Genomic DNA, 23918 nt, shown 5'->3' on the forward strand with positions numbered 1-23918 from the left:
CGATGGTCAGGATCGACTTTGAGCCATGGGAACCCGAAGAAACCATCGGGAAACTGTGGCACAGCCTTGCCAGCCGCCTTGATGCACCAGAGGTGCACGAAGGAGCCGCGGTCGACCTGTCGCAGGTCGCGGGGCGGCTGGCCGTTCTTTTCCGGGGGTTGGGCGGCAGTCCGGGCGTCGAACTGCGCCCGGTTTCGCCCGAGCTCTCGCGCCACCGGCTGGGCTGGCGGCGCAAGCTGGCCACCGAGGTCGAACTGATCCCACGCGCCAGTTTCGACGGCGAGGTCCTGCGCCTGCCCGACCGGCTGGCGGTGTTTCCCGCACGCGAGGCCAATGGCGCGCTGTATGTCTGGCTGGCGGCGGTGGCCGCCCATGCCGGAACCCGCATCGACGAGGACGATCCTTTGCGCGCCGATCTGCGCGCCCTGCAGGCGGCCCGCGCGATGGTCGCCGCAACGCTCGAGGACGCGCCGGGCCTGTGCCCGCTTTACACCGAACTATGCAAGGGCGTGCTGTATCAGCGCAATCTGCCCGGCCTGCCCCCGGCCGAGGCCGCCGTCGAAGACCTGATCCGCCGGATGCTGGGTGATCCGGCGCCCCTGTCCGCCCGCGCCCAGGCCTATGACGCCCTGGGCGACGACGTGGCCGCCCCGCGCGGGTACCAGCCGTTCCGCCCGGTGCCCCTGTGGCCCGAACTGCGCGCGGTCGCCTTTTCCGAACACACGGAGGTCGAAAGCCGCGACACCGACGGCCCACCCGAGGAATCGGGGGAAAAGACCCACCGCGCCCGCCGCCGCAAATCCGACCAGGCCGAGCGGCAGGACAGTCTGATCCTGCACAAGTTCGAGGCGATCCTCAGCTGGGCCGAATTCCTGAACCTCAACCGCCGGATCGACGATGACGATCCGGACAACGCGAAAAAGGCCGCCGACGATCAGGACGAAATCGGGCTGGGCCAGATATCGAAGGCGCCGCCGACGCGGCTGAAGCTGCATCTCGATCTCGCGCCCGAAGACGTGAACCGCGAGCGCCTTTCGGGGCGTGTGCTGTACCCGGAATGGGATGTGCGGACGGGGCAGTATCTGCCCGATCACGTCAACGTTCTGACTTCGGATGCCGAGATTCGCGAGGATGCCGCCGATTTCGGCAAGGACCCGGCCACCGCCCGCCGCATCCGCGCCGTCAAACGCCAGTTCGAGGCGCTGCGTCCCGGCCGGGTGATGACCCGCGGCCATCTGGACGGCGACCAGCTGGATATCGAGGCCGCCGTGCGTAGCGCCGTGGACCGCCGCGGCAATGGCGAAAGCAACGAGCGCATCTGGATGCAATCCCGTCCCGAGGCGCGCGACCTGGCGGTGTCGATCCTGCTGGATGTCAGCCGATCGACCGAAAGCGCGGTCGCGGGGCGTGCGGTGATCGATATCGAACGCGAGGCACTGGCGGCGCTGGCCTGGGGTCTGAACGCCTGCGGCGACGATTTTGCCATCCACGCCTTCAGTTCGCTGAAACGCCAGCGGGTCTATGTGCAGCGCTGCAAAAAGTTCAGTGAGCCCATGACCGCCACCGTGGAGCAGCGCATCGCGTCGCTGCGGCCGGGCCATTACACGCGGCTGGGGGCGGCGATCCGGCATGCCTCGGCCGATCTGTCGGCGCAGGCCCGCAAACGTCGGCTGCTGCTTGTGATCACGGACGGCAAGCCCAATGATCTGGACCACTACGAGGGCCGCCACGGCATCGAAGACACCTGCATGGCCGTGCGCGAGGCGCGCCGGGCGGGGCAGTCGGTGTTTGGCGTGACCATCGACAAGACCGGCAAAAGCTGGTTCCCGCGCATGTTCGGGCAGGGCGGGTTCGCGGTGATCCCCGACCCCAACCGCCTGACCATGGCCCTGCCGCAGATCTATCGCCAACTGGTCGGCGCATGAGCGATACATCCCTGATCGACGAGCTGCCCGGCGAATTGCTGATGTGGGTTCTGATCGTTTCGGAACTTTTGGTGTTCGGGGCCGGTCTCATCGCCTTCATGGGCGTCCGCCTGACCGACCCGGCAGGCTTTGCCGAGGCGCAATCGCATCTCTACCGCACCGGGGCCGCGCTCAATACGGGGGTTCTGGTCACCTCGGGTTTTTTGGCGGCGCAGGCGCTGTGCTGGCGACAGGCGGCGCGCCGCGGCGCCGCGCGGCTGGCCCTGATCGGCGCAGCCCTGCTGGGCGTGATTTTCCTGATCATCAAGGGCGCGGAATATGCCGGCAAGGCCGCGCAGGGCATCAGCTACGAGACCCACCCGTTTTTCCTGTTCTACTACCTTCTCACCGGGTTCCATGCCGCGCATGTGCTGGCCGGGGTCGCCATTCTGCTGCTGGTCGCCTGGCGCGACGATCCCCGCAATATCGAGGCCGGCGGTCAGTTCTGGCACATGGTCGATCTGGTCTGGATCCTGCTGTTTCCGGTGATCTACCTGTTGGGGTGACGCGATGCCGTGGTTTTTCTTTGCCCGAGACACCCATGCGGATCGCCTGACCCCCGCCTGGGCCGGCCTGATCGCGCTCAGCCTGGCCTCGGCCCTGCTGACCCTCGTTCCCGTTGGGCCTCGGCTGGTCGGGGGCGGCATTCTGCTGCTGGCCTTGTTCAAGGCCCGCATCATCCTGGCGCGGTATCTCGACCTTGAACGCAGCCCGGCCTGGCTGCGGGGCTTCACGATGGTGCTGAGCAGCTTTGCGGCACTGATCTTCGCGCTCTACCTGGTCTGAGGCAAAAAAGAACCGCCGCGCACAGGGGCACGGCGGCTTGCCAGTTCAGGGACAGAAATCTATTGCGCGGCCATCGGCATGCGGGCGATCTGGCACCGTTGCCACAAAGCCGACAGCGCGCCGACCAGATGGTCGATATCGGCATCGGTATGCACGGGCGAGGGCGTGATGCGCAGCCGCTCGGTTCCTTTGGGCACGGTGGGATAGTTGATCGGCTGGATGTAGATGCCGAATTCTTCCAGCAGCGTGTCCGAGATGAACTTGCACTTGACCGGGTCGCCCACCATCACCGGGATGATGTGGCTGGGGTTGGGCAGATGCGGGATGCCCTCGGCGTCGAGCCGGGCGCGCACCTGGGCCACGCGCGCCTTCTGCAGGTCGCGTTCCACATTCGACTGCTTCAGATGCCGGATCGAGGCCGCCGCCCCGGCGGCGATCGCCGGGGGCAGGGCGGTGGTGAAGATGAAGCCGCTGGCAAAGCTGCGCACGAAGTCGCACAGCGCGGCCGACGCGGCGATATAGCCGCCCACCACGCCGAAGGCCTTGCCCAGCGTGCCCTCGATCACGGTCAGACGGTGCATCAGACCCTCGCGCTCGGCGATGCCGCCGCCGCGGGGACCATAGAGGCCGACGGCATGGACCTCGTCCAGATAGGTCATGGCGCCGAATTCATCGGCCAGGTCGCAGATTTCCTTGATCGGAGCGATGTCGCCGTCCATCGAATAGACCGATTCAAAGGCGATCATCTTGGGCGCCTCGGGGTCGGCGGCGGCCAGCTTGGCGCGCAGGTCGTCCAGATCGTTGTGCTTCCAGATCACCTTCTGCGCCCGCGAATGGCGGATGCCCTCGATCATCGAGGCATGGTTCAGCGCGTCCGAGAACACGATCAGGCCGGGGATCTTTGCCGCTAGCGTCCCCAGCGCCGCCCAGTTCGAGACGTAGCCGGAGGTGAACAGCAGCGCCGCCTCTTTCCCGTGCAGGTCGGCCAGTTCGTGTTCCAACAGGACGTGGTCATGGGTGGTGCCGGAAATGTTGCGGGTGCCGCCCGCACCGGCGCCGCAGCGGTCCAGCGCATCATGCATCGCCGCCAGAACCGACGGGTGCTGGCCCATGCCCAGATAGTCGTTCGAACACCAGATGCGCACGTCCCGTGCCGCCGCGCCATCGGTCTGGCGGGCATTGGGAAAGGCGCCGCATTTGCGCTGCAGGTCGATGAAGACACGATAGTTGCCCTCGGCCTTCAGGTCGCTGAGGCTCTGGCTGAAAAAACGCTCGTAATCCATGTCTCGATCTCCCCGGAAAACTGGCTGTTGGCGGGCAGACTATGGGCGCGCGCACGCCGGGAACATGACAATAGTCAAGCGACGCCGGGAAAAGGGTGGTGCGCGGCGCGCGGGTTTGGCATAGGCTGGCGCAGGGATGGATGAGCCGGGTTTGCGGCCGGACAAAAGGGGATGCCTTCGTGGCGCATGAAGCACAAAAAGCCATTGCGCGGCAGTCGCTGCTGCTCAAGAGCCTGCCGGATCAGCATGTCGAAACTCTGCTGAGCCACGCAATCTGGCGCCAGTATGACCGTGGCGAGACGATCTTTGTGCAGGAGGAAAGCGCCCAGGCCGTGCATGTGGTGCTGGCCGGATGGGTCAAGCTGTTCCGCATGTCGCCCACCGGGGCCGAGGCCGTGGTCAGCGTTTTCACCCGCGGCGAAAGCTTTGGTGAGGCGGTGGCGCTGCGCAACGTGCCCTATCCGGTTTCGGCCGAGGCGGTCTCGGCCTGCGAGATCATGCACATTCCCAGCCCGGTGCTGATTTCCTTGATGAAGACCGACCCCGAGATCGGGATCTCGATCCTGGCTTCGACCTTCACACATTTGCATTCGCTGGTGTCCCAGCTGGAACAGCTCAAGGCCCAGACCGGGGCGCAGCGGGTGGCCGAGTTCCTGCTGAACCTGTGTGACTGCGACGAAGGCGCCTGCGAAGTCGAGCTGCCTTATGACAAGATGCTGATCGCCGGGCGTTTGGGCATGAAACCCGAAAGCCTGAGCCGTGCGTTTTCGCGGCTCAAGGCGGTGGGGGTGAAGATCAACCGCAACCACGCGGAAATCTCGGACATTCCGCAGCTGCGAGATTATGCCGACAGCGACCCGGCCGACAATTGGGGGCGCTGAACGCGCCCGGTCAAACCCGCAACCCGTCCTCTCCGAAGGTCAGTGCATTGGCCGGATCATAGTCGATGCCGACCTGCGTCCCCGGGGACACCTGATGCTGACCAAAGGCCCGAACGGTAAAGGGCTTGTCGGTACCGATATCGACCAACACGTTGGTATCTGCGCCAAGGTTTTCCACGTGAACGACTGTGCCTGACAGCGGACCCGTCTGCCCAAGGCGAGCGTATTCAGGGCGAATGCCGATGAGTTGCTGGCCAGATCCACCGATCCGATCAGCGGGCACGAAATTCATCGCCGGAGACCCGATGAACTCGGCCACAAACCGGTTGGCGGGGTTGTTGTACAGCTCCATCGGGCTGCCGATCTGTTCGACCCGGCCGTCCCGCAACACGACGATCTTGTCCGCCAAAGTCATCGCCTCGGTCTGGTCGTGTGTCACGTAGATCATGCTGGCGTCGATCTGGCGGTGCAGGTTTGCGATTTCGACCCGGGTGTTCAGGCGCAACGCGGCATCCAGGTTCGACAGCGGTTCATCGAACAGGAACAGTTTGGGGTTGCGCACGATCGCGCGGCCGATCGCGACGCGCTGGCGCTGACCGCCGGACAACTCGGCCGGGCGACGTTCAAGATAGGGATCCAGCGACAACATGCGGCTGGCTTCGGTGATGCGGCGCGCGATTTCGTCCTTGGGATGCCCGGCCTGCTTCAAGCCCAGTTCCATGTTCCCCCGAACAGTCAGATGCGGATACAGCGCATAAGACTGGAACACCATTGCGATGCCGCGCTTGGCGGGTGGGACCTCGTTGACGGTCTGGCCATCGATTTCGACCGTTCCCGAGGTCGCCTCTTCAAGCCCCGCAATCACGCGCAGCAGGGTGGACTTGCCGCATCCCGAGGGGCCTACAAAGACCACGAATTCGTTTTCCTCGACGGTCAGGTCGATGTTTTTCAGCACGTTTACCTGTCCGAAGGACTTGCACACATTGGTCAGTTTCAGGGCGGTCACGTCACGTCTCCTTCAGGTCGACCGGCTGGCCGGATCGAATGCTTTGGTCGGCGGCAAGGCAGATCCGCAGGGATTGCACCGCGTCATTCATATGGCGGGTCAGGTCGATGTCCTGCGCGATGGTTTGCAGCATGTAGGCTTGTTCGGCGTCGCACAGTTCCTGGTGGCCGGGTTCGCCATCCATCTCGATCATGGTGTCGCCGCTGGCTTTGTGCACCAGAATGCCGCCTACCTTCGTGTGGCCGTCCACATCGTCGGATGCGCCCTTGTTGCCCTCGGTTATGGAAACCGCGCCATTGGGTGAAACGATATCTTTCACGAAGAACGCCGTTTCGGACATCATAGGACCCCAACCAGCCTCGTACCAACCAACCGAGCCATCTTCGAACACCACCTGGAACTGGCCGTAATTGTACATGTCGGGCGCGATCTCATCCGACAAACGCAGGCCCATGCCGTTGACCCGAACGGGCCGGGCATCGGTAATCTGGCACATGACGTCGACGTAATGCACACCGCAGTCCACGATGGGTGAGGTGGTTTGCATCAGCGCCTTGTGCGTCTCCCATGTCGGGCCGTCGGACTGCTGATTCAGGTTCAGGCGAAAGACATAGGGGCCGCCCAGGTCGCGCGCCTCGGATATCAGCCGCATCCAAGAGGGGTGATGCCGAAGGATGTACCCAACCACCAGCTTGCGGTTGGCTTCAGTGGCCTTCTCGACGACACGGCGTGCGTCCGCGACGGTGGTGGCCAAGGGTTTCTCGACGAACACATGCGCACCGGCGTCCATTGCGGCACAGGCATAATCGGCATGGCTGTCGGAATAGGTGGCAATCACGGCCAGATCAGGGTTGGTGACCGCAAGCGCCGTATGGAAATCGGTGAAGACCGGATACCCCTGCAAATCCGGGTGATCCACTGTCCCGGATCGGTTCACCAGACCCACGATCTGGGCGTCGGGATGGTGATGATGCGCCAGCGCGTGGCTGAGACCCATGTTGCCCAAACCTGCGATCAGAACCCGGATCATTTGACCGCCCCCGAAGTGATCCCGCGGATCAGTTGCCGCGAGAAGATGACATACAGAACCATGACCGGCAGGATCGCCATGCTGAGCGCGGAAAGCACCGCGTTCCAGTCGGTGACGAACTGCCCGATAAAGACCTGGCTACCGAGGGTCAGGGTCTTGGTCTCTTCGGCCGGGGCCAGGATCAGCGGGAACCAAAGATCGTTCCAGATAGGTATCATGTTGAACACGGCCACGGTCGCCATCGCCGGACGTACCAGCGGCAGAACAAGGCGGAAGAAGATGGTATATTCGCTCAGCCCGTCGATGCGGCCTGCATTCTTGAGGTCGTCGCTGACTTGCCGCATGAATTCGGACAGGATGAATACGGCCAGCGGCAGGCCCTGTGCGGTGTAGACGAGGATCAGCGCCATCAGCGTGTTGACCAGACCGGTCGCCACCATCATGTCCAGGATCGCAACCGTGCCGATGCGGATTGGAATCATGATGCCCAACGCAAGGTACAGGCCCATCAGCGTGTTGCCCTTGAACCGGTATTCGCTGAGCGCGAAAGCCGCCATTGCACCGAACAGCAGGATCAGGAACAGCGACACGACGGTGACAATCATCGAATTCTGGAAATACAGGAAGAAGTCGCCCTGTTTCATCACCGTCTGGTATCCGATCATCGAGAACGAGTCGGCATCCGGCAGCGCCAACGGTTCACGGAAGATCGCCTTTCGCGATTTGAAGCTGTTGATCACGATCACGAAGACCGGAAACAGGGCGATCAGCGTATAGAGGATCAGCGCGCCATGCATGGCTGCGATGTTGAAGCGGTTTCTGCGGGCTTTGTTCATTCTCCTCGGGCCCCTCAGAACTGATACCGGCGGATGCGGGTCTGGATCAGGAACAGATAGATGCAGACCCCCGTCAGGATGATGGCGAACATGCCCGTTGCGATGGCCGATCCCATATGCGGGTCACCGAGCTGCAATTGGAACCCGAAGAAGGTCCGGTACATGAACGTGCCAAGGATGTCGGTCGAGAAGTCCGGCCCCGCCAGAGCACCTTGGGATGCGTAGATCAGGTCGAACGCATTGAAATTACCGACAAACGTCAGGATCGAGATGATGCCGATCGAAGGCAGGATCAGCGGCAGCTTGATCTTCCAGAATGCGGACATGCCGGTGATGCCTTCGACTTCGGCAGCCTCGAGGATCTCTTCGGGGATCGACAGCAGGGCGGCATAGATCAACATCATCGGAATGCCCACGAACTGCCAGACCGAAATCAGGGCCAGCGTGGTCAGCGCGTATTCCTCTTTGCCCAGCCAAGGCGCGAACAGAGATTTGAGTCCGACCGCGGCCAGCATATCGGGGGCGATGCCCCAGATCGGCGACAGGATCAGCTTCCAGGCGAAGCCAACGATCACGAAGGACAGGATCGTCGGGATGAAGATGGCCGAACGGTAAAACGCCGCAAAGCGCAGGCGTGGGTGGCTGAGGATCGCCGCCAGTGCGATCCCGATCGGATTCTGCACCAGCATGTGGATGAAGAAGAACCAGAAATTGTTGCCCAGTGCGTTCCAGAACGCATCCGACCAAATCGGGTCGCCGAACAGGGTTCGGAAGTTGTCCAGGCCTACGAACACTCGGGCCTGATCGACCTCGGTGTAAAGCGCCAGCCGCAGCGTGTTGAACAGCGGAAAGACCATGACGGCCGAGTAGACCAGCACTGCGGGTGCCAGAAACACCACGATGTGCCATTTGATCCGGCGATTGCCCATGTTGTTCCTCGAAAGCTCAGGGTGGCTCTGGCCGCCTGGCCAGAGCCGTTTGCGTCACGAAAGACGGGTTACTGGTGCGGGGCGTACCAGCTGGCCAACCCGTCCTGCAGGCGCTTGCCGGCGTCCTCGGGCGATTCTTCGCCCTTGATCACCTGAGCCGATGCGTTCCAGGTCTCGTTCTCAAGGTTGGGCGTTCCACGCGACAGGATCTGATAGGTGGACCGGATGGTCGAGTTGCACTCGTTCCGCCAGCTCACGAATTCCTGTGCCAGTGGGTCCTCCATCGCTACATCGAAGCTGGAGAGAGAGAAGAAGCCGGGCAGGGCGTTTGCATAGATCTGCGCGAATTCCTCGGACCCGACCCAGTTCAGGAAGGTGCGTGCCGCATCGGCGTTGGGCGACGCTGCGTTCAGGCCAATGGCGATGTCGGTGTGATCCGAGATATAGCACTCGTCCCCGGCATTCTGGACCGGCGGCTTGAAAGCGCCCTTCTCGAAATCGGCCAGGTTGTTGAAGCCGCTGATCTCCCAGCTGCCGGCCGGATAGATGGCGGCGCGGCCCAGCGTGAATAGGTTCTGGCTGTCGGGATAGGTCTGCGCTTCGAACCCGTCGCCCAGATAGGCGCCCCATTTGGCCAGCTGGCGGTAGGGGGCGACCCACGGCTCGTCCGTCAGTTTCTGAGAACCTTCGATCAGGGCGAGGCGACCTTCTTCGCCCTTCCAGTAGTTCGGCCCGATGTTGTTGTAACCCATGGTGGCGGCTTCCCACTGGTCATTGGTGCCCATGGCCATGGGGATATAGGTGCCGTCTTCCTTGATCTTGTCCAGAACGGCAAAGAACTCGGTTTCAGTTTCCGGAACCGACAGGCCCAGCTCGTCGAACGCGTCCTTGTTGTAGATGAACCCATGGATCACCGAGGCCATTGGCACGCAGAAGGTGGCCGAGCCGTCATCGGTCTGCCACGCTGATTTGGCGACGTCCGAGAAATTCGCCATTCCTTCCAGATCAGAAAGATCGGCCAGCTTGCCTGCCTCGTACAGGCCAAGTGAGGTGTCGAAGGGACGGCAGGTGATCAGGTCTCCGGCCGAACCGGCATCCAGTTTGGCGTTCAGGGCGGCGTTGTATTCCGCGGGTGCCGACGGGGTGAACTTGATCTTGATGTCGGGATGCTTGGCCTCAAAGGCCGGGATGATCTTTTCCTGCCACAGGGCCAGGTCGTCGTTGCGCCAGCTCTCGATGGTCAGCGTGGTTTCGGCCATTGCCGCACCGGCCAGGGCCGATGACGCCAGAAGCACGGCGGTCAGTGTGGTTGTTCTCATGATGTATTCTCCCTTTTGGTCTTCTTCTTGGTTCAAATCTGGTTCAACGCAGGGCGCAGATGGCCGCCCGATGCCGTCAGCAGGTCACTGGCCTGCGCCGGTGTTGCGGCGCCGGCGGCCAAAAGTACGGCAAGCTTCAGGTTGCCTTCGGCACGATCCAGGGCATCAGCGGCGTGCTGAGCTGTGGCGCCGGTTATGTTCCGGATGATTCCTTCTGCGCGCTGACGCAGCTTGGCATTGTCGGCCACCACGTTGACCATCATGCCGTCATGCACATGGCCCAACCTGACACCCATGAGGGTCGAGAGCATGTTGAGCGCCGCCTTTTGCGCGGTTGCGGCGCCCAGTCGGGTCGATCCGGCAATGACTTCGGGCGGGGTGTTCAGGCAAATTGCGCAATCGGCGTGCTCGAACAGCAAAGCGTCGGCGTTGTTGGCAATGCAGATGGTTTTGGCGCCGCGGGACCTTGCAATTCCGGCAAAGGTCAACGGGTAAGGCGTGGTGCCGCTGGCGGATATCGCGATCACCGTGTCCGTGGGGCGGAGGTCGGCGGCTGCGATTTCGGCAGTTCGGGTGTCATCTTCGGTGTGACCCGGCATCTCTGCCCCGGTCGGTATGCCGCCGGCCATGCAGATGGCGATCGACTCTGGAGTCAGGCCGAATGTCCCCGGTATCTCCGCCCCATCGGCCAAGCCCATCAGCCCGGACGACCCGGCGGCGGCATAATAGAGCCGCCCCCCGGTGCGGATGGTTTCTGCCATCAATGCCGCACCTCTTGAGATATCCTGAAGGCATGCATCCAGCCCGTTCAGTGCGGCTTTCTGCGCATCCAGCAGCAGGCGCAGAACTTCGGCGTCCGGGCGCAGGTCCAGTCCCTCGGATTCGTCGCGCAGCATTTCGGTTTGCGGCAGCATGTGCGGCGTCATGTGATTCCCCTTTGGCATCGAAGATAATACCTATATAATACCTTTTGTCTACCATTCGTTTTAAATCGCGAAATATCGACCGATAAGCATGAAAAATCACGATCTCGGCACACAAGAGGTCTTTTTTTCAGACAAAAGGTATCGTAAAGGTATCTATATGGATGAGTCCCTCCAATATCTCATTGCAATTGACGGTGGCGGTACACGCTGCCGGTTTGCCATGGTCGGCCCCACCGGGCGGCATGATCTGATTCTGGGAAGCGCCAATGTCTATTCCGATCGTGCGGCGGCTATCTCAACGCTGAATGCCGGGCTGCGGGCTCTGGCCGAGCGTGCTGCGATGCCCGAAGCGGCTTTGACCGGGATTCCGATCTACGCAGGGCTGGCTGGCGTGACCGACGCGGACACCGGTGCTGAAATCGCACGGCACCTGCCATCGCGCATTGTGCAAGTCGAGGATGACCGTCGCTCGGCCGTGGTTGGGGCGTTGGGTCCGGTCGATGGATGTTTGATCGGGATCGGCACAGGATCGTTCCTGGCCCGGCAAAGTGATGGCGAAATCCGGTTGCTTGGCGGATACGGCGCGCTCATCGGTGATGATGCGTCCGGATATTGGCTGGGAAAGCAGTTGCTGCGGCGGGTGTTGCTTGCAGCGGACGGAATAATCCCCGACAGCGCGCTGATGCGGTCCATACGCAGACGTTTTGACGATGACCCGATGCAGATCGTGCGATTTGCGGGGCAGGCGCGGCCGGCCGAAATCGCAGACTTCGCGCCCGAAATCATTGCGGCGGCTCAAAAAGGCGATGTGGCGGCCGTAGCCCTGATGCGCGAGGGCGCCGACTATGTCGCTGCAGGGCTTCAGGCCCTTGGTCGCGATGCTGCCGAGCCGGTCTGTGCAGTGGGCGGGGTGGCATCGCATTACATCGACTATCTTTCCACCCAGGTGCAGAGCGCGATGATCGAGCCGGCGGGCACCGCCCTTGACGGGGCGCTGCAGCTCGCCGCACAGCTGGCCGAGCGCGCCAGATTGGGGGCAGCATGACCGCCGAAACGATCGAAACTTTCCTCAGGGCCGGTGACTGGATGCAGCAGGCCGTGGGGCCTCGGTACGTTCGGCTGCGCAAGCGGATCGAAGAGGGCATCGAGAATGGTCTGCTGGCGGAAAGTGCACCGCTCCCGGCCGAACGCGAGATCGCAAACCTTACGGGCCTTTCTCGCGTCACCGTGCGCCGGGCGATGCAGGATCTGGTAGATCGGGGAATCGTCATTCAGCGCCAGGGCTCGGGCAGTTTCGTGGCCGACGGAACGCCTCGGGTCGAGCAATCCCTGTCACGGCTGACCTCGTTCACCGAGGACATGAACCGACGCGGTCTTGAATCCTCTAGCGAGTGGCTCGAGCGCGGTGTTCACACTCCGTCGCCCGAGGAGGTGATGGCGCTGGCCCTGTCCTCGGGCGAAGCGGTCGCGCGCATCTCGCGCCTGCGTATGGCCAACGATCGGCCCATGGCGATCGAACGGGCCTCGCTGCCGATCGACATTCTGCCGCGCCCGCAGGAGGTCGAAGCCTCATTGTACGAAGTCCTGGAACGGGATGGAAACCGGCCGGTACGGGCGCTCCAGCGGATTTCGGCGATCAATCTGGACATCGCCGACGCGGGTTTGCTTGGGGTCGAACCCGGTGCGGCCGGGCTTCGCATCGTTCGTACATCATACCTGTCCAATCGGCGGGTCGTTGAATTCACTCGGTCGATCTATCGCGGCGACGCCTATGATTTTGTCGCCGAATTGCGGTTGGCCAACAGCTAGGACACATCATGCAACAGCAGATCACCCGGATGCGCCGGGAAATTGATGAAATCCCCGTGGCCGTAGAAAGGCTTCTGAGTCGGGGCCAGACCGACATTGAGGCGGTCGCCTCGGTTGCCCGCGAACTGGACCCGACATTTGTCGTGACGGTCGCACGCGGGTCTTCCGATCACGTCTGCACCTATCTCAAATACGCGTCGGAGATCCTATTGGGTGTGCCGGTGGCCTCGGTCGGGCCGTCGATCGGATCGATCTACGACTCGGTTCTGCGCATGCGTCAGGCGATGTGCCTGTCGGTGTCGCAATCCGGCAAAAGCCCTGACATCGTGGCCATGGCTCGCAATGCCCGGCGCGACGGCGCATTGACAGTAGCGTTGACCAACGACGCGGCTTCACCGTTGGCCGAAGTCAGCGATCACGCCATAGATATACAGGCAGGCCCCGAACTGAGTGTTGCGGCCACCAAGACATTCGTCACATCGGCGGTGGCCGGCTTGTGGCTGTTGGCAGAGTGGGGGCAGGATGCGGCGTTGCTGGCGGCGTTGCGCGACCTGCCCGAGCAGCTGGATCAGGCGGCCCGGATCGATTGGCCCGAAGTGCGTGACGCTATCGGTGCTCACCCGTCATTGTTCACGCTTGGCCGAGGTCAGGCACTGGCTGTATCGAACGAAGCTGCGCTGAAGTTCAAGGAGACCTGCCAGTTGCACGCTGAAAGCTATTCCTCGGCCGAGGTTCTGCACGGGCCGGTGTCCATCGTCGAGGACGGTTTTCCGGTACTCAGCTTTGCAGCGGCAGATGCGGCGGAGCCTGCGTTGGCGGAGGTGGCCGACGCAATCAGCGCCAAGGGTGCCCGTGTCTTTGCGACCACGGACAGGGTTACTTCCGCGACCCGCATTCCGCATGTCCGCACGGGGCATTCCCTGACTGATCCGCTGAGCCTGATCGTCTCCTTCTACGCGATGGTCGAGGCCTTTGCCGCCTCGCGCGGGATCGATCCGGACGCACCGCGGCATCTGAACAAGGTGACGGAAACCGTATGACCAGCGAACTGCAGGCTCTGGCGGGCGCGGACATTCTGACCCCTGCAGGTATCCTGCAGGATCATGCCCTTCTGTTCGCGGAAGGGCGTATCGAGGGCGTGACGCCTGTCTTCGAAACTCCCGGAACAGCGAGGGTGTCGCGGCTGGACGGTGGCCTGCTGGCTCCGGGCTTCATCGATCTGCAAGTGAATGGCGGCGGGGGGGCGATGTTCAACAACGCCCCAAATCTGGAAACGCTCCGCACCATGTCGCGGGCGCATGCCCGTATCGGAGCAACGTCGATCTTGCCAACGCTGATCACGGATACGCCTGAGGTCACGCGCCAAGCCATTGCGGCCACGATCGCGGCCGTGAACGAGGGTGTTCCCGGCATTGTCGGGCTTCATCTGGAAGGCCCGCACCTGTCCCAAGCCCGCAAGGGTGCACATGATGCTGCCCTGATCCGACCGATGGCGCAGGCTGATCTGGATTTGTTGCTGGACACAGCCGCGCAGTTGCCGGTTCTCAAGGTTACGGTGGCGCCGGAAAGCGTGACCGATGATCAGATACACGCCATGACCCAAGCGGGGATCGTCGTCTCGCTGGGCCATACGGATGCGAGTTTTGAAACCTGTCAAAAAGCGGCTCAGGCCGGCGCGCGTTGCGTCACACATTTGTTCAATGCTCAGAGCCAGATGGGTAACCGAGAGCCCGGCGTCGTAGGCGCAGCGTTGGCGCTTGGCGAGCTGTCTGCGGGCCTGATCGCTGATGGAATTCACGTCCATCCGGTTTCAGTGCGCAATGCCATCCGGGCCAAAACAGGGCCGGGTTGTGTTTTCCTTGTCAGCGACGCGATGGCGACCGCCGGGTCTGATATCGACAGCTTCCTGCTGAACGGCCGTCAAATCTTGCGCGACGGCAACCGGTTGACCCTCGCCGATGGAACGCTCGCCGGTGCGCATCTCGAGCTGTTGGACGCGGTTCGCAACGTGGTTGCATTCGCGCAACTGCCTTTGCAAGCTGCTTTCGACATGGCGACTCGGTTGCCTGCGGATTTGATCGGCAGATCAGATCTTGGCCGTTTGGCGGCCGGTGCCCGCGCCACTGTGCTGCATGTCTCCGACCACGGGCTGCTCCAGGTCTGGCAGGAAGGTCACGCACTCAGCTGACGGTATTCAGGCCGACTTATGGTCGACTGATTTTTTCGACATGTCGGACCCTGGGCCGTTCATGTCGGGAATCTACATTGTGCACATCTTGTATTTTTCTTAGCTTTGGTGTCGGGCGCAAGCTTCACGCGTGCCCGGCAAGAGGATTGAGATGACGCCCGTGTTCAGATTTCAGGGGATATATACCCCGGTGGTGACGCCCTATGCGGATGATTTCAGCGTCGATTGGGATGCCTTGGCCGAGGTGATCGAATACCTGGTCGAGAATGGCGTGCACGGTCTGATCTCGGGCGGGTCCACCGGCGAAAACTATGCCCAGACGGTCGATGAAAGGCTGGAACTGGCGCGTTTTACCCACCAGCGTTTGAAGGGTCGGCTACCTTTGGTGGTCGGGACCGGTGCGATGCTGACGTCGGATTCGATCGCGTTGGCCCAAGGCGCGCGCCAGATCGGGGCCGATGCCATCCTGCTGGCCAGCCCGCCCTATTCGGTGCCGACCGACCGGGAAAACGCCCTGAATGCGCTGGCCATCGACAAGGCGGCGGATTTGCCGGTGATGCTGTACAATTATCCGCACCGCACCGGCACGATGATGGGGGCGGAGTTCCTCGACCGTGTGGGGCGCAGCCGCAATTTCTGCGGCATCAAGGAAAGCTCGGGCGACATCAACCGCTTACACATGCTGGCGCGGGACTATCCGCATATCCAGCTGGGCTGCGGCATGGACGATCAGGCGCTGGAATTCTTCGCCTGGGGCGCGCCGTTCTGGGTCTGTGGCGGGTCGAATTTTCTGCCGCGCGAGCATGTGGCGCTTTATGAGGCCTGCGTGTTGCAAGGCGATTTCGCCAAGGGCCGCCGGATCATGTCGGCGCTGATGCCGTTGATGCGAGTGCTCGAACAGGGCGGTAAGTTCATCCAGACCATCAAGCATGGGGTCACGATGAACGGCATCCCGGCGGGCGCGGTTCGGCCGCCTCTGAAGGGGCTGAACAAGGATGACAAGCGCGCGCTGGAACAGGTGACCCGCGTGTTGAAACGCAAGATCGCAGACATCATGGCGGAGGGCTGAGGCATGGGCTTGCTGACACGGGACGAATACGCATCCATCGCCGCCGGGCTGGACCTGCCCACCGGCGCTTTCATCGACGGCGGCTATCGCCCGGCGATCTCGGGCGCGGTGTTTCCCACGGTGAACCCGGCCACAGGCGCGGTGCTGACCGAGGTCGCGGCCTGCGCCGCCGCCGATGTGGACCTGGCCGTAGAAAAGGCGCGCGAGTCCTTCGACGACGGCCGCTGGTCGCGCCTGCACCCGTCGGCGCGCAAAGATGTGTTGATTCGCCTGGCCAAGCTCATGACCCGCAATGCCCGCGAACTGGCGGTGATGGAAAGCATCGACAGCGGCAAGACCATCTTTGACTGCGAAACCGTGGATGTGCCCGAGGCGATCCACTGCCTGAAATGGCACGCCGAGGCAATCGACAAGATTTACGATCAAGTCGCGCCCGCCAGCGACGACCACATCGCGATGATCCTGCGCGAACCGATCGGGGTGGTTGGGCTGGTGCTGCCGTGGAACTTCCCCTTGCTGATGCTGGCCTGGAAGATCGGCCCGGCGCTGGCGGCAGGGTGCTCGGTGGTGGTAAAGCCGGCGATGGAAACCCCGCTGACCGCGCTGCGTCTGGCCGAACTGGCGGCCGAGGCCGGGCTGCCGCGCGGGGTTCTGAACGTGGTTCCGGGTGGCGGCGCCGAGGTGGGCGAACCCATCGGGCGGCATATGGATGTCGACATGGTGTCCTTCACCGGCTCGACCGTAACGGGCAAGAAATTCCTGTCCTATGCCGCCGAAAGCAACGCCAAGGAGGTGGTGCTGGAAATGGGCGGCAAGAACCCGGCCATCGTGCTGGAGGATGCCGAGAACCTCGACCGGGTTGCCGCCCATGTGGTGAACGGGGCGTTCTGGAACATGGGCGAGAACTGCTCGGCCACGTCGCGCCTGATTGTGCACCGTGCGGTCAAACCCGAGTTGCTGGAGCGCGTCGCCCATCATGCCCGCCAGTGGAACGTGGGCGACCCGCTGGACCCTGCAACCCGGCTGGGCGCGCTGGTCAGCAAAGACCATTTCAACAAGGTCTGCGGCTATCTGGACAAGGCGCCGTCAGTCCTTCTGGGTGGCAAGGCCGAGAACGGGTTCGTCGAGGCAACCGTGGTCGAGCTGCCGGACAATGACGCGCCGCTGGCGCGCGAGGAAATCTTTGGGCCGGTCCTGTCGGTGATCGAGGTCGCGGGGTTCGATGAGGCCATCGCGATGGCCAATGACACGCCATATGGGCTGTGCGCGTCGCTATTCACCGCCAATGCCAAGCGTGCCCTGCGCGGTGCCCGCGCGATCCGGGCCGGAACCGTGACGGTGAACAGCTTTGGCGAGGGCGACATCTCGACCCCGTTCGGCGGCTACAAGCAGTCGGGCTTTGGCGGGCGGGACAACGGGCTGCATGCGCATGACCAGTACACGCAGCTGAAGACGCTGTGGATCGACCTGTCGGATGATGCCGACGAGGCGGTGGATTGACGCGTTTCACCGCTTGCCGCCTGCCGGTTCAGCGCGGCCCGGCGGCGTGGAATGCCCTGCTGGGCCCGCAACCTCCCGCGCGGCAGCTTTCAGGCAATATCACCGCCGATTTCACCATCGTGGGCGCCGGTTTTGCCGGGCTGTCTGCTGCGCGGCGTTTGCGGCAACTGGCGCCCGATGCGCGGATCGTGGTGCTTGAAGCCGGGCGTGTGGCGGAAGGCGCGGCGGGGCGCAACTCGGGCTTCATGATCGATCTGCCGCATGATCTGGCCTCGGACGACTATGCCGGGGCGGGCGATGACCGGGCGATGATCAGGCTGAACCGGCAGGCTATCGCCTTTGCCCGTGCGGCGGTCGAGGAATACGGCATTGACCCCAACTATTTCGATCCGGCGGGCAAAGTGAACGGCGTGGCCAGTCCGGCGGGACATGCGCACAACCAAAGCTATGCCCGCCATCTGGACAGCCTCGGCGAGCGGTCCGAGATGCTGGACCGGCAGCAGATGCAGGAACTCACTGGGTCCGGGCACTATGTCTCGGGGCTGTACACGCCGGGCACGGTCATGCTGCAGCCTGCGGGCTATGTGCGCGGTTTGGCGGCGGGGTTGGCGGCCGATGGGGTGCAGATTTTTGAAAACAGTGCGGTCACGGGGTTCCAGCGCGACGGGGCGGGCTGGCGCGTGCAGACTGCGCAAGGGCAGGTGTCGACCGGTCGGCTGATCCTGTCGGTGAACGGCCATCTGGAAAGTTTCGGGGTGGAGCGTGGCCGGCTGATGCAGCTGTTTCTGTTCGCGGCGATGACGCGAGAACTGGAGGCCGATGCCCTGGCCCGGGTGGGTGGCCAGCCGCGCTGGGGCGTGACTCCGTCCGATCCGATGGGCACCACCATGCGCCGGATCGACACCGGGCAGGGCGGCAACCGGATCATCACCCGCACCTGCGCCGTGCTGCGCCCGGGCATGGAGGCGCGGGCAGCGGACCTGCGGCGCGCAGCTGCTGTGATGCGGCGCAAATTCGACCGGCGATTTCCGCAGCTGCGGGGCATCGCGATGGAGTACGAATGGGCCGGTCATCTGTGCCTGAGCCTGAACGGCGTCTCTGTCACCCGCGAGATCGAGACCGGCGTTTATTCCGCCTGCGTCCAGAACGGGTTGGGTACCGCGCGCGGCACCCTGACCGGGATCGCCGCGGCCGAAACGGCCTGTGGCGTGCGGTCCGGGATCAGCGAGCATTTCGGAGCCGAGGACCGTCCCAAACGCCTGCCGCCCCGACCGTTGTCTGAGGTCGGCGCCAACATGGTGCTGCGCTGGAAGGAATGGCGCGCGCGCAACGAATGAAAAAGGCCCGCCTGACAGGCAGGCGGGCAAGTGGAGTGTTTCCTAACAGTGCTGGTTCAACTCGTCGGCGGCGGGGATCTCCCGCTCGCGCCGGGCGATGTAGTCGCGCAATGCCTCGTCGGTGGCCGGGTCCAGGCGGGGCTCTTGATACTCGGCCAGCAGCTTGCGGGCGTGGTTCAGGGCGCGCTCGGTGATCTCGACCTCGCCCTCGGCCACCCATTGTTCGATCGAGTTGTTGTCGAACAGTTCGGGCATGAAGAACGCCTCCTGGAAATTGTCCTGCGTGTGCGGATGGCCCAGGTAATGCCCGCCGGGGCCGATATCGGATACGGCCGCAACGGCCTCGTCGAAATCGTGCCACTTCGGGCCCTCGGCCATGCGGTAGGCCATGGCGCATTGCTCGGCATCGACAACGAACTTGGCGGTCGAACAATGCATCCCGGCCTCGTTCCAGCCCGCCGAATGCCAGATATAGTTGGCCCCGGCATGGATCACCGCCGACAGCGTGGTGGCGGATTCATATCCCGCCTGCGCATCGAATGTCTTGGCCCCGCCCAGCGTGTTCGAACTGCGCCACGGCACGCCGTAGTGCCGGGCCATCTGGCCGATCATGAAGTTCATCAGGCTGATCTCGGGCGTGCCCGCCATCGGCGCGCCGGACTTCATGCTGACGGTCGACAGGTAATGCCCATAGATCGCCGGACAGCCACGCCGGATCACCTGCGTATAGGCCAGCGCGCTCAGCGCCTCGGCGTTCAGCTGCGCGACCGTCGCCGGCACGCTGGCCGGCGTGTTGGCCCCGCCCAGCACGAAGGGCGAGCACAGCACCGGCTGGTTGCGGCGGCAGAAGGCGCGCATCGCCCCCAGCATGGTCTCGTCCCAGACCAGCGGCGAGTTGCCGTTGCAGTTGCCGGTGGTGACGGGGTGATCCTCCATGAACTCTTCGCCGAACAGGATCGCGCACATCTCCATCACGTCCTCGGCGTTTCTGGGCGAGGTGGTCATGCCCATGAAGGTCTTGTCGGAATACTTCATCGACGAATAGGTGATGCGCAGGTGGCGTTGGCTGATCGGGTGATCGTAGGGCTCGACGATGTGGTGGGCGCTGGAATGCAGCGCGGGCAGCATGTGGCTGAGCTTGTGGAACATCGCCAGATCGTCCAGCGTCGGGTTGCGGCGCACGTCGTCGAGGTCGCGCAGAAACGGCGCGCCGGTCATCGGCACGAAAATCGCGTGCGGACCGCCCAGGCGCACATTCTTGCGCGGGTCACGGGCGTGATAGATGAAGTCCGAGGGGATCGTCGCGATCAAGTCGCGGACCAGCCCGCGATCAAGATACACCCGCTCGCCTTCAACTTTGGCTCCAGCCGCCCTCCAGTCAGCCAGCGCGATCGAGTCGCGGAACTGCACGCCCACGTTTTCGAGGATGTCCATCGAGGCCGCGTCGATCCGCTCGACCTGTGATCCGTCCATCACCTCGCACAGCGGGATGTTGCGGGTCAGGCCCGGCAACATGTCAAAGCAGGGTGCGGTGCGCAGGGCGCGGCGGGCGGCGCGGCCTCCGGTGCGGACGCGGATGGCGGTCTGGGTCATTCTGGGCCTCCTTTGCCACCAGTCTGGCCGCCGACCGGGGGCGCGACCTGCAGGATTGCGAAATACTGTTGCGGAATGCGACATCGGACCCGTGCATTGCCCGCAACAGCTGCTAAGCTGCGCTCCGCATGATCAGGAACAATGCACAGAGCAGACCGAGAATGAATTCCGCCACATCTGAAACCGCCCGGCTTGAGGGTGAATACGACTATATCATCGTAGGCGCAGGTACCGCAGGCTGCGTGCTGGCCAACCGGCTGACCGAGAACCCTAAAACACGGGTTCTGCTGCTCGAGGCGGGCAAGTCGGACAACTACCACTGGGTCCACATCCCGGTGGGGTACCTGTACTGCATCGGCAATCCGCGCACCGACTGGATGATGAAAACCGCGCCCGAGCCGGGGCTGAACGGGCGGTCGCTGGTCTATCCGCGCGGCAAGGTGCTGGGCGGGTGCAGCTCGGTCAACGGGATGATCTACATGCGCGGGCAGGCGGCCGACTATGACCATTGGCGGCAGCTGGGCAACACGGGCTGGGGCTGGGACGACGTGCTGCCCTATTTCCTGAAATCCGAAGATCATCACGCCGGCGGCAGCGAAATGCACCGGGCCGGCGGCGAATGGAAGGTTCAGAAACAACGGCTGAGCTGGGAGATCCTGAAGGCCGTGCAAGCCGGCGCGCGTGAGATCGGCATCCAGCCGCGCGCCGATTTCAATGACGGCAACAACGAAGGCTCGGGGTTTTTCGAGGTCAACCAGAAGAACGGCGTGCGCTGGAACACGGCCAAGGGATTTCTGCGCCCCGCGATGAAACGGCCCAACCTGCGGGTCCTGACCGAGGCCGAGACGCTGGGCCTGATCCTCGAAGGCAAGACCGTGCGTGGCGTGCGCTTTGCCCGTGGCGGCATCGAATACCGGGCCCTTGCCCGGGCCGAGGTTCTGCTGGCGGCGGGGTCGATCAACTCGCCCAAGCTGCTGGAGCTGTCGGGGATCGGCGACCCTCAGGTGCTGGCGGCGCAGGGGATCGCGGTTCAGCATGAAAGCGCGGGCGTGGGGGCGAACCTGCAGGACCACCTGCAGATCCGAACCGTGTTCAAGGTGCGGAACGCGAAAACCCTGAACACCATGGCCAACAGCCTGTGGGGCAAGGCGCGCATCGCGGCGCAATACGCCCTGACCCGGTCGGGTCCGATGGCGATGGCGCCCAGCCAGTTCGGCATGTTCACCAAGTCCGACCCGATGCTGGCCACGCCGGATCTGGAATATCACGTGCAGCCGCTGTCGACCGACCGGCTGGGCGACCCGCTGCATCCGTTCCCCGCGATCACCGTCTCGGTCTGCAATCTGCGGCCCGAAAGCCGGGGCCACTGCCACATCACAACACCCAATCCGAAGGCCCAGCCCGAGATCAGGTTGAACTACCTCTCGGCCGAGCGTGATCGGCAGGTGGCGGTCAAATCCGTACAGCAGGCCCGGCAGGTGATGGCGGCGCGGGCGCTGGCACCGTATCACCCGCAAGAGGTTCTGCCCGGTCCCGAGATCAACGACCAACAGGGCCTGCTGGAAGCGGTGGGCGATATCGCCACGACGATCTTTCACCCGGTCGGCACCTGCCGCATGGGCAGTGACGCCGCCGCGGTGGTCGATCCAGGGTTGCGCGTTCGGGGTCTGGAGGGGCTGCGGGTGGTCGATGCCTCGGTCATGCCGAAGATCGTCTCGGGCAATACCGCCTCGCCCGTGATCATGATCGCGGAAAAGGCTGCCGACATGATACGTGGACGGGCATGAGCACGGCACAGGGGCTTGCGCCTTGGCCTGCCGGACATAAATGACCGCCAGCCTCATCAACCGAGAAGCTGAACCGATGCAGGACACATTGATTTTTGAACGCCGGTCGCTGAACGCGGCAAAATGGGCCAGCCTGTTCATGGCAGGCGCCGGGGTTGTGGCCGGGTTGCTGGCAAACTCCGATGCGCTGTTGCTGGACGGGCTGTTCTCGGGACTCAATTTCGCAACGGCTGTGGTGGCGGGATGGGTCGCCGCCTCGATCCGGCGCGCCCCGGACCAGAACCGCCCCTTCGGATACGAGATCGACGAATCCGTCTTCGTGATGTTCCGCAGCCTGCTGCTGTTCGGGATCATCGTGATGGCAGCCGGTTCGGCGGTGAACCGTCTGCTGGCCTATGCCAGGACGGGCGAAGCCGCGCCGGTGGTTCTGGAATGGATCCTGATCTATGCCGGGTCGATGGCGGCGATCTGTCTGGCGCTGTTCGCCTATCATCGCTGGAACTGGCGCCGCACGGGAAAGACCAGCGATCTGCTGCGGGTCGAGTCCCGGGCCGCGATGGTCGACGGGGTGCTGAGCCTTGGGGCCGGGGCGGCGTTTTTTGCGATCACCCTGCTTGAGGGCGGGCCGCTTGCAGGTCTGGTTCCGGTGTCGGATGCGCTGGTGGTGTTGCTGCTGTGCTTGGCGCTGCTGCCGCAGCCCATCAAGGTGTTTCTGGGCGCGCTGCGCGATATCGTTGGCGTGGCGCTGCCGGCCGATGCCCGGTCCGAGATCATTGGGCAGGCCCGCCGGATCTGTGCAGACAGCCCGTTTCAGGTGCTGGACGTGGCGACGGTGCGCAGCGGGCGGGCGCTGTTCCACCTTGTCTATCTGAAACCCGCCGAACCCGTGACGATCGAAGCCTTCGAGGCCATCCGCGACCGGCTGGCCCAGGCCGCAAGCCCGGGCCGGGTCGCGTTGACGCTGGCCTCGGATCCGCCCTTTGGCGCGGCCCCGCGCGTTCAGTAATCGGCGACCAGCAGGAATTCGGGCGCGGTGTCTTCCTCGATCGTGGCAAAGCGCGGGATCGGCTGTTCGAACACGTTGTCGGTGCGGTCGTCATTGACGGTCGAGACCTCGCCGATCAGACAATCGCCCTTTTCCGCCCAGAAGGCGTGCCAGATGCCGGGCATCAGCGTGACGCTTTCGCCCGGTTTCAGGCGCAGATGCTCGCCCGGCTGGATGGTCACCGGGCAGGCGTCGCTGGGTACGGTGACAGGGGTGTCGCGGTCGATGCTGCCATCGGGGGCCGAGGCGTAGATCTCCATCACCAGATCGCCGCCGCCGCGGTTGATGATGTCCTCGGCCTTGACGATGTGGCGATGCATCGGCGACAGCTGTTTGTCACGCGAAATCAACAACTTCTCGGCATAGAGCATGCCCCGTCCTGCGCTCAGGTCCTTTTCGTCGCCATTGCGCAGGGTGAACAGGAACAGGCCCAGTTCGTCGAACCTGCCCTGGCCGTAATCGGTGATGTCCCAGCCAAGGCCACGGGCGCGGATGCCGGCGGCCTGCGGGCTGCGCATCTGCTCGGGCGTCCAGTCGGCAAAGGGCGGCAGCGCAAAGCCGAACGAATTGATGAAGGCCTGCGCCTCGGCCTTGATGCGGTTGATCTCGGATCGTTTCATATCGGTGCTT

General features: G+C 63.6%; 22 protein-coding genes. 13 read left to right on the forward strand and 9 right to left on the reverse strand.

Annotation, left to right across the window (positions count from 1 at the left end):
* Positions 1–2 precede the first annotated feature (2 nt).
* Genes ACR3EK_RS17890 through ACR3EK_RS17900 form a run of 3 tightly spaced genes read left to right on the forward strand, consistent with a single transcriptional unit; the run spans position 3 to position 2750 of the window.
* Positions 3–1925, forward strand: coding sequence for a nitric oxide reductase activation protein NorD (locus ACR3EK_RS17890; RefSeq protein WP_480634125.1), 1923 nt, complete (start codon positions 3–5; stop codon positions 1923–1925).
* Positions 1922–2470, forward strand: coding sequence for a cytochrome c oxidase subunit 3 (locus tag ACR3EK_RS17895; RefSeq protein ID WP_480634126.1), 549 nt, complete (start codon positions 1922–1924; stop codon positions 2468–2470). The genes ACR3EK_RS17890 and ACR3EK_RS17895 overlap by 4 nt, the downstream gene beginning before the upstream one ends.
* A gap of 4 nt (positions 2471–2474) precedes the next feature.
* Entirely contained in the window at positions 2475–2750 is a 276-nt protein-coding gene (locus ACR3EK_RS17900; RefSeq protein WP_480634127.1) for a cytochrome C oxidase subunit IV family protein, read from the forward strand.
* A gap of 59 nt (positions 2751–2809) precedes the next feature.
* On the opposite strand, the gene hemA is transcribed toward ACR3EK_RS17900, so the two are convergent.
* On the reverse strand, positions 2810–4033 hold the full coding sequence (gene hemA, locus ACR3EK_RS17905) for a 5-aminolevulinate synthase (RefSeq protein ID WP_480634128.1): 1224 nt from the start codon (positions 4031–4033) through the stop codon (positions 2810–2812).
* Positions 4034–4212: 179 nt separating this feature from the next.
* Here hemA and ACR3EK_RS17910 point away from each other — a divergent pair, with 179 nt between their 5' ends.
* Positions 4213–4914 (forward strand): Crp/Fnr family transcriptional regulator, encoded by a 702-nt coding sequence (locus ACR3EK_RS17910; RefSeq protein ID WP_093963736.1) that lies wholly within the window; start codon positions 4213–4215, stop codon positions 4912–4914.
* A gap of 10 nt (positions 4915–4924) precedes the next feature.
* Here the strand turns inward: ACR3EK_RS17910 and ACR3EK_RS17915 are convergent, their stop codons facing one another.
* From ACR3EK_RS17915 to ACR3EK_RS17940, 6 genes are all read right to left on the reverse strand, one after another.
* Positions 4925–5920: an ABC transporter ATP-binding protein gene (locus ACR3EK_RS17915; protein ID WP_480634129.1), complete on the reverse strand. Its 996-nt coding sequence runs from the start codon at positions 5918–5920 to the stop codon at positions 4925–4927.
* A 1-nt stretch (position 5921) separates the two neighbouring features.
* Positions 5922–6950: a Gfo/Idh/MocA family protein gene (locus ACR3EK_RS17920; protein ID WP_480634130.1), complete on the reverse strand. Its 1029-nt coding sequence runs from the start codon at positions 6948–6950 to the stop codon at positions 5922–5924.
* Positions 6947–7786: a carbohydrate ABC transporter permease gene (locus ACR3EK_RS17925; protein WP_170341176.1), complete on the reverse strand. Its 840-nt coding sequence runs from the start codon at positions 7784–7786 to the stop codon at positions 6947–6949. Before ACR3EK_RS17925 ends, ACR3EK_RS17920 begins: the two co-directional genes overlap by 4 nt.
* A gap of 14 nt (positions 7787–7800) precedes the next feature.
* Positions 7801–8715, reverse strand: a complete 915-nt coding sequence (locus ACR3EK_RS17930; protein WP_093963180.1) for a carbohydrate ABC transporter permease — start codon at positions 8713–8715, stop codon at positions 7801–7803.
* 68 nt (positions 8716–8783) lie between these two features.
* Complete coding sequence (locus ACR3EK_RS17935) at positions 8784–10034, reverse strand: ABC transporter substrate-binding protein (protein WP_480634131.1); 1251 nt, start codon at positions 10032–10034, stop codon at positions 8784–8786.
* A 32-nt stretch (positions 10035–10066) separates the two neighbouring features.
* The gene (locus ACR3EK_RS17940) at positions 10067–10960 is read right to left on the reverse strand and encodes an N-acetylmuramic acid 6-phosphate etherase (RefSeq protein ID WP_480634132.1); all 894 of its coding nucleotides are present in this window, start codon (positions 10958–10960) and stop codon (positions 10067–10069) included.
* 157 nt (positions 10961–11117) lie between these two features.
* Here ACR3EK_RS17940 and ACR3EK_RS17945 point away from each other — a divergent pair, with 157 nt between their 5' ends.
* The 7 genes from ACR3EK_RS17945 (at position 11118) to ACR3EK_RS17975 (ending at position 18863) form a co-directional block, all read left to right on the forward strand.
* Positions 11118–12005 (forward strand): glucosamine kinase nucleotide-binding domain-containing protein, encoded by an 888-nt coding sequence (locus ACR3EK_RS17945; protein ID WP_480634133.1) that lies wholly within the window; start codon positions 11118–11120, stop codon positions 12003–12005.
* The gene (locus ACR3EK_RS17950; protein ID WP_480634134.1) at positions 12002–12769 is read left to right on the forward strand and encodes a GntR family transcriptional regulator; all 768 of its coding nucleotides are present in this window, start codon (positions 12002–12004) and stop codon (positions 12767–12769) included. Before ACR3EK_RS17945 ends, ACR3EK_RS17950 begins: the two co-directional genes overlap by 4 nt.
* An 8-nt stretch (positions 12770–12777) precedes the next feature.
* Positions 12778–13809: an SIS domain-containing protein gene (locus ACR3EK_RS17955; protein WP_170359722.1), complete on the forward strand. Its 1032-nt coding sequence runs from the start codon at positions 12778–12780 to the stop codon at positions 13807–13809.
* On the forward strand, positions 13806–14957 hold the full coding sequence (gene nagA, locus ACR3EK_RS17960; RefSeq protein WP_480634135.1) for an N-acetylglucosamine-6-phosphate deacetylase: 1152 nt from the start codon (positions 13806–13808) through the stop codon (positions 14955–14957). Before ACR3EK_RS17955 ends, nagA begins: the two co-directional genes overlap by 4 nt.
* A gap of 151 nt (positions 14958–15108) precedes the next feature.
* The gene (locus ACR3EK_RS17965) at positions 15109–16026 is read left to right on the forward strand and encodes a dihydrodipicolinate synthase family protein (RefSeq protein WP_480634136.1); all 918 of its coding nucleotides are present in this window, start codon (positions 15109–15111) and stop codon (positions 16024–16026) included.
* Between the two features lie 3 nt (positions 16027–16029).
* Entirely contained in the window at positions 16030–17526 is a 1497-nt protein-coding gene (locus ACR3EK_RS17970) for an aldehyde dehydrogenase (protein ID WP_480634137.1), read from the forward strand.
* Positions 17523–18863: an NAD(P)/FAD-dependent oxidoreductase gene (locus ACR3EK_RS17975; protein WP_480634138.1), complete on the forward strand. Its 1341-nt coding sequence runs from the start codon at positions 17523–17525 to the stop codon at positions 18861–18863. The genes ACR3EK_RS17970 and ACR3EK_RS17975 overlap by 4 nt, the downstream gene beginning before the upstream one ends.
* Positions 18864–18905: 42 nt before the next feature.
* Here the strand turns inward: ACR3EK_RS17975 and ACR3EK_RS17980 are convergent, their stop codons facing one another.
* Entirely contained in the window at positions 18906–20456 is a 1551-nt protein-coding gene (locus ACR3EK_RS17980) for a trimethylamine methyltransferase family protein (protein WP_480634139.1), read from the reverse strand.
* 161 nt (positions 20457–20617) lie between these two features.
* On the opposite strand from ACR3EK_RS17980, the gene ACR3EK_RS17985 reads away from it, so the two are divergent.
* Both ACR3EK_RS17985 and ACR3EK_RS17990 read left to right on the forward strand, forming a co-directional pair.
* A complete protein-coding gene (locus ACR3EK_RS17985) occupies positions 20618–22243 on the forward strand; it encodes a GMC family oxidoreductase (RefSeq protein ID WP_480634140.1) in 1626 nt (541 codons plus the stop codon).
* Between the two features lie 40 nt (positions 22244–22283).
* Positions 22284–23249, forward strand: coding sequence for a cation efflux transmembrane domain-containing protein (locus ACR3EK_RS17990; protein ID WP_480634141.1), 966 nt, complete (start codon positions 22284–22286; stop codon positions 23247–23249).
* Here ACR3EK_RS17990 and ACR3EK_RS17995 read toward each other — a convergent pair.
* Entirely contained in the window at positions 23243–23908 is a 666-nt protein-coding gene (locus ACR3EK_RS17995) for a D-lyxose/D-mannose family sugar isomerase (RefSeq protein WP_170359737.1), read from the reverse strand. The genes ACR3EK_RS17990 and ACR3EK_RS17995 overlap by 7 nt on opposite strands.
* Positions 23909–23918: the final 10 nt, after the last annotated feature.

The sequence above is a fragment of the Ruegeria sp. BC8 genome (assembly GCF_056535705.1).

What these genes read in the sequence shown, in the direction of transcription:
- ACR3EK_RS17890 (WP_480634125.1), top strand. Translation starts at nt 3, where the DNA reads ATGGTCAGGATCGACTTTGAGCCATGGGAACCCGAAGAAACCATCGGG.
- ACR3EK_RS17995 (WP_170359737.1), bottom strand. Translation starts at nt 23,908, where the DNA reads ATGAAACGATCCGAGATCAACCGCATCAAGGCCGAGGCGCAGGCCTTC.
- ACR3EK_RS17920 (WP_480634130.1), bottom strand. Translation starts at nt 6,950, where the DNA reads ATGATCCGGGTTCTGATCGCAGGTTTGGGCAACATGGGTCTCAGCCAC.
- hemA (WP_480634128.1), bottom strand. Translation starts at nt 4,033, where the DNA reads ATGGATTACGAGCGTTTTTTCAGCCAGAGCCTCAGCGACCTGAAGGCC.
- ACR3EK_RS17970 (WP_480634137.1), top strand. Translation starts at nt 16,030, where the DNA reads ATGGGCTTGCTGACACGGGACGAATACGCATCCATCGCCGCCGGGCTG.
- ACR3EK_RS17990 (WP_480634141.1), top strand. Translation starts at nt 22,284, where the DNA reads ATGACCGCCAGCCTCATCAACCGAGAAGCTGAACCGATGCAGGACACA.
- ACR3EK_RS17945 (WP_480634133.1), top strand. Translation starts at nt 11,118, where the DNA reads ATGGATGAGTCCCTCCAATATCTCATTGCAATTGACGGTGGCGGTACA.
- ACR3EK_RS17935 (WP_480634131.1), bottom strand. Translation starts at nt 10,034, where the DNA reads ATGAGAACAACCACACTGACCGCCGTGCTTCTGGCGTCATCGGCCCTG.
- ACR3EK_RS17980 (WP_480634139.1), bottom strand. Translation starts at nt 20,456, where the DNA reads ATGACCCAGACCGCCATCCGCGTCCGCACCGGAGGCCGCGCCGCCCGC.
- ACR3EK_RS17965 (WP_480634136.1), top strand. Translation starts at nt 15,109, where the DNA reads ATGACGCCCGTGTTCAGATTTCAGGGGATATATACCCCGGTGGTGACG.
- ACR3EK_RS17950 (WP_480634134.1), top strand. Translation starts at nt 12,002, where the DNA reads ATGACCGCCGAAACGATCGAAACTTTCCTCAGGGCCGGTGACTGGATG.
- nagA (WP_480634135.1), top strand. Translation starts at nt 13,806, where the DNA reads ATGACCAGCGAACTGCAGGCTCTGGCGGGCGCGGACATTCTGACCCCT.
- ACR3EK_RS17900 (WP_480634127.1), top strand. Translation starts at nt 2,475, where the DNA reads ATGCCGTGGTTTTTCTTTGCCCGAGACACCCATGCGGATCGCCTGACC.
- ACR3EK_RS17895 (WP_480634126.1), top strand. Translation starts at nt 1,922, where the DNA reads ATGAGCGATACATCCCTGATCGACGAGCTGCCCGGCGAATTGCTGATG.
- ACR3EK_RS17955 (WP_170359722.1), top strand. Translation starts at nt 12,778, where the DNA reads ATGCAACAGCAGATCACCCGGATGCGCCGGGAAATTGATGAAATCCCC.
- ACR3EK_RS17940 (WP_480634132.1), bottom strand. Translation starts at nt 10,960, where the DNA reads ATGACGCCGCACATGCTGCCGCAAACCGAAATGCTGCGCGACGAATCC.
- ACR3EK_RS17985 (WP_480634140.1), top strand. Translation starts at nt 20,618, where the DNA reads ATGAATTCCGCCACATCTGAAACCGCCCGGCTTGAGGGTGAATACGAC.
- ACR3EK_RS17925 (WP_170341176.1), bottom strand. Translation starts at nt 7,786, where the DNA reads ATGAACAAAGCCCGCAGAAACCGCTTCAACATCGCAGCCATGCATGGC.
- ACR3EK_RS17930 (WP_093963180.1), bottom strand. Translation starts at nt 8,715, where the DNA reads ATGGGCAATCGCCGGATCAAATGGCACATCGTGGTGTTTCTGGCACCC.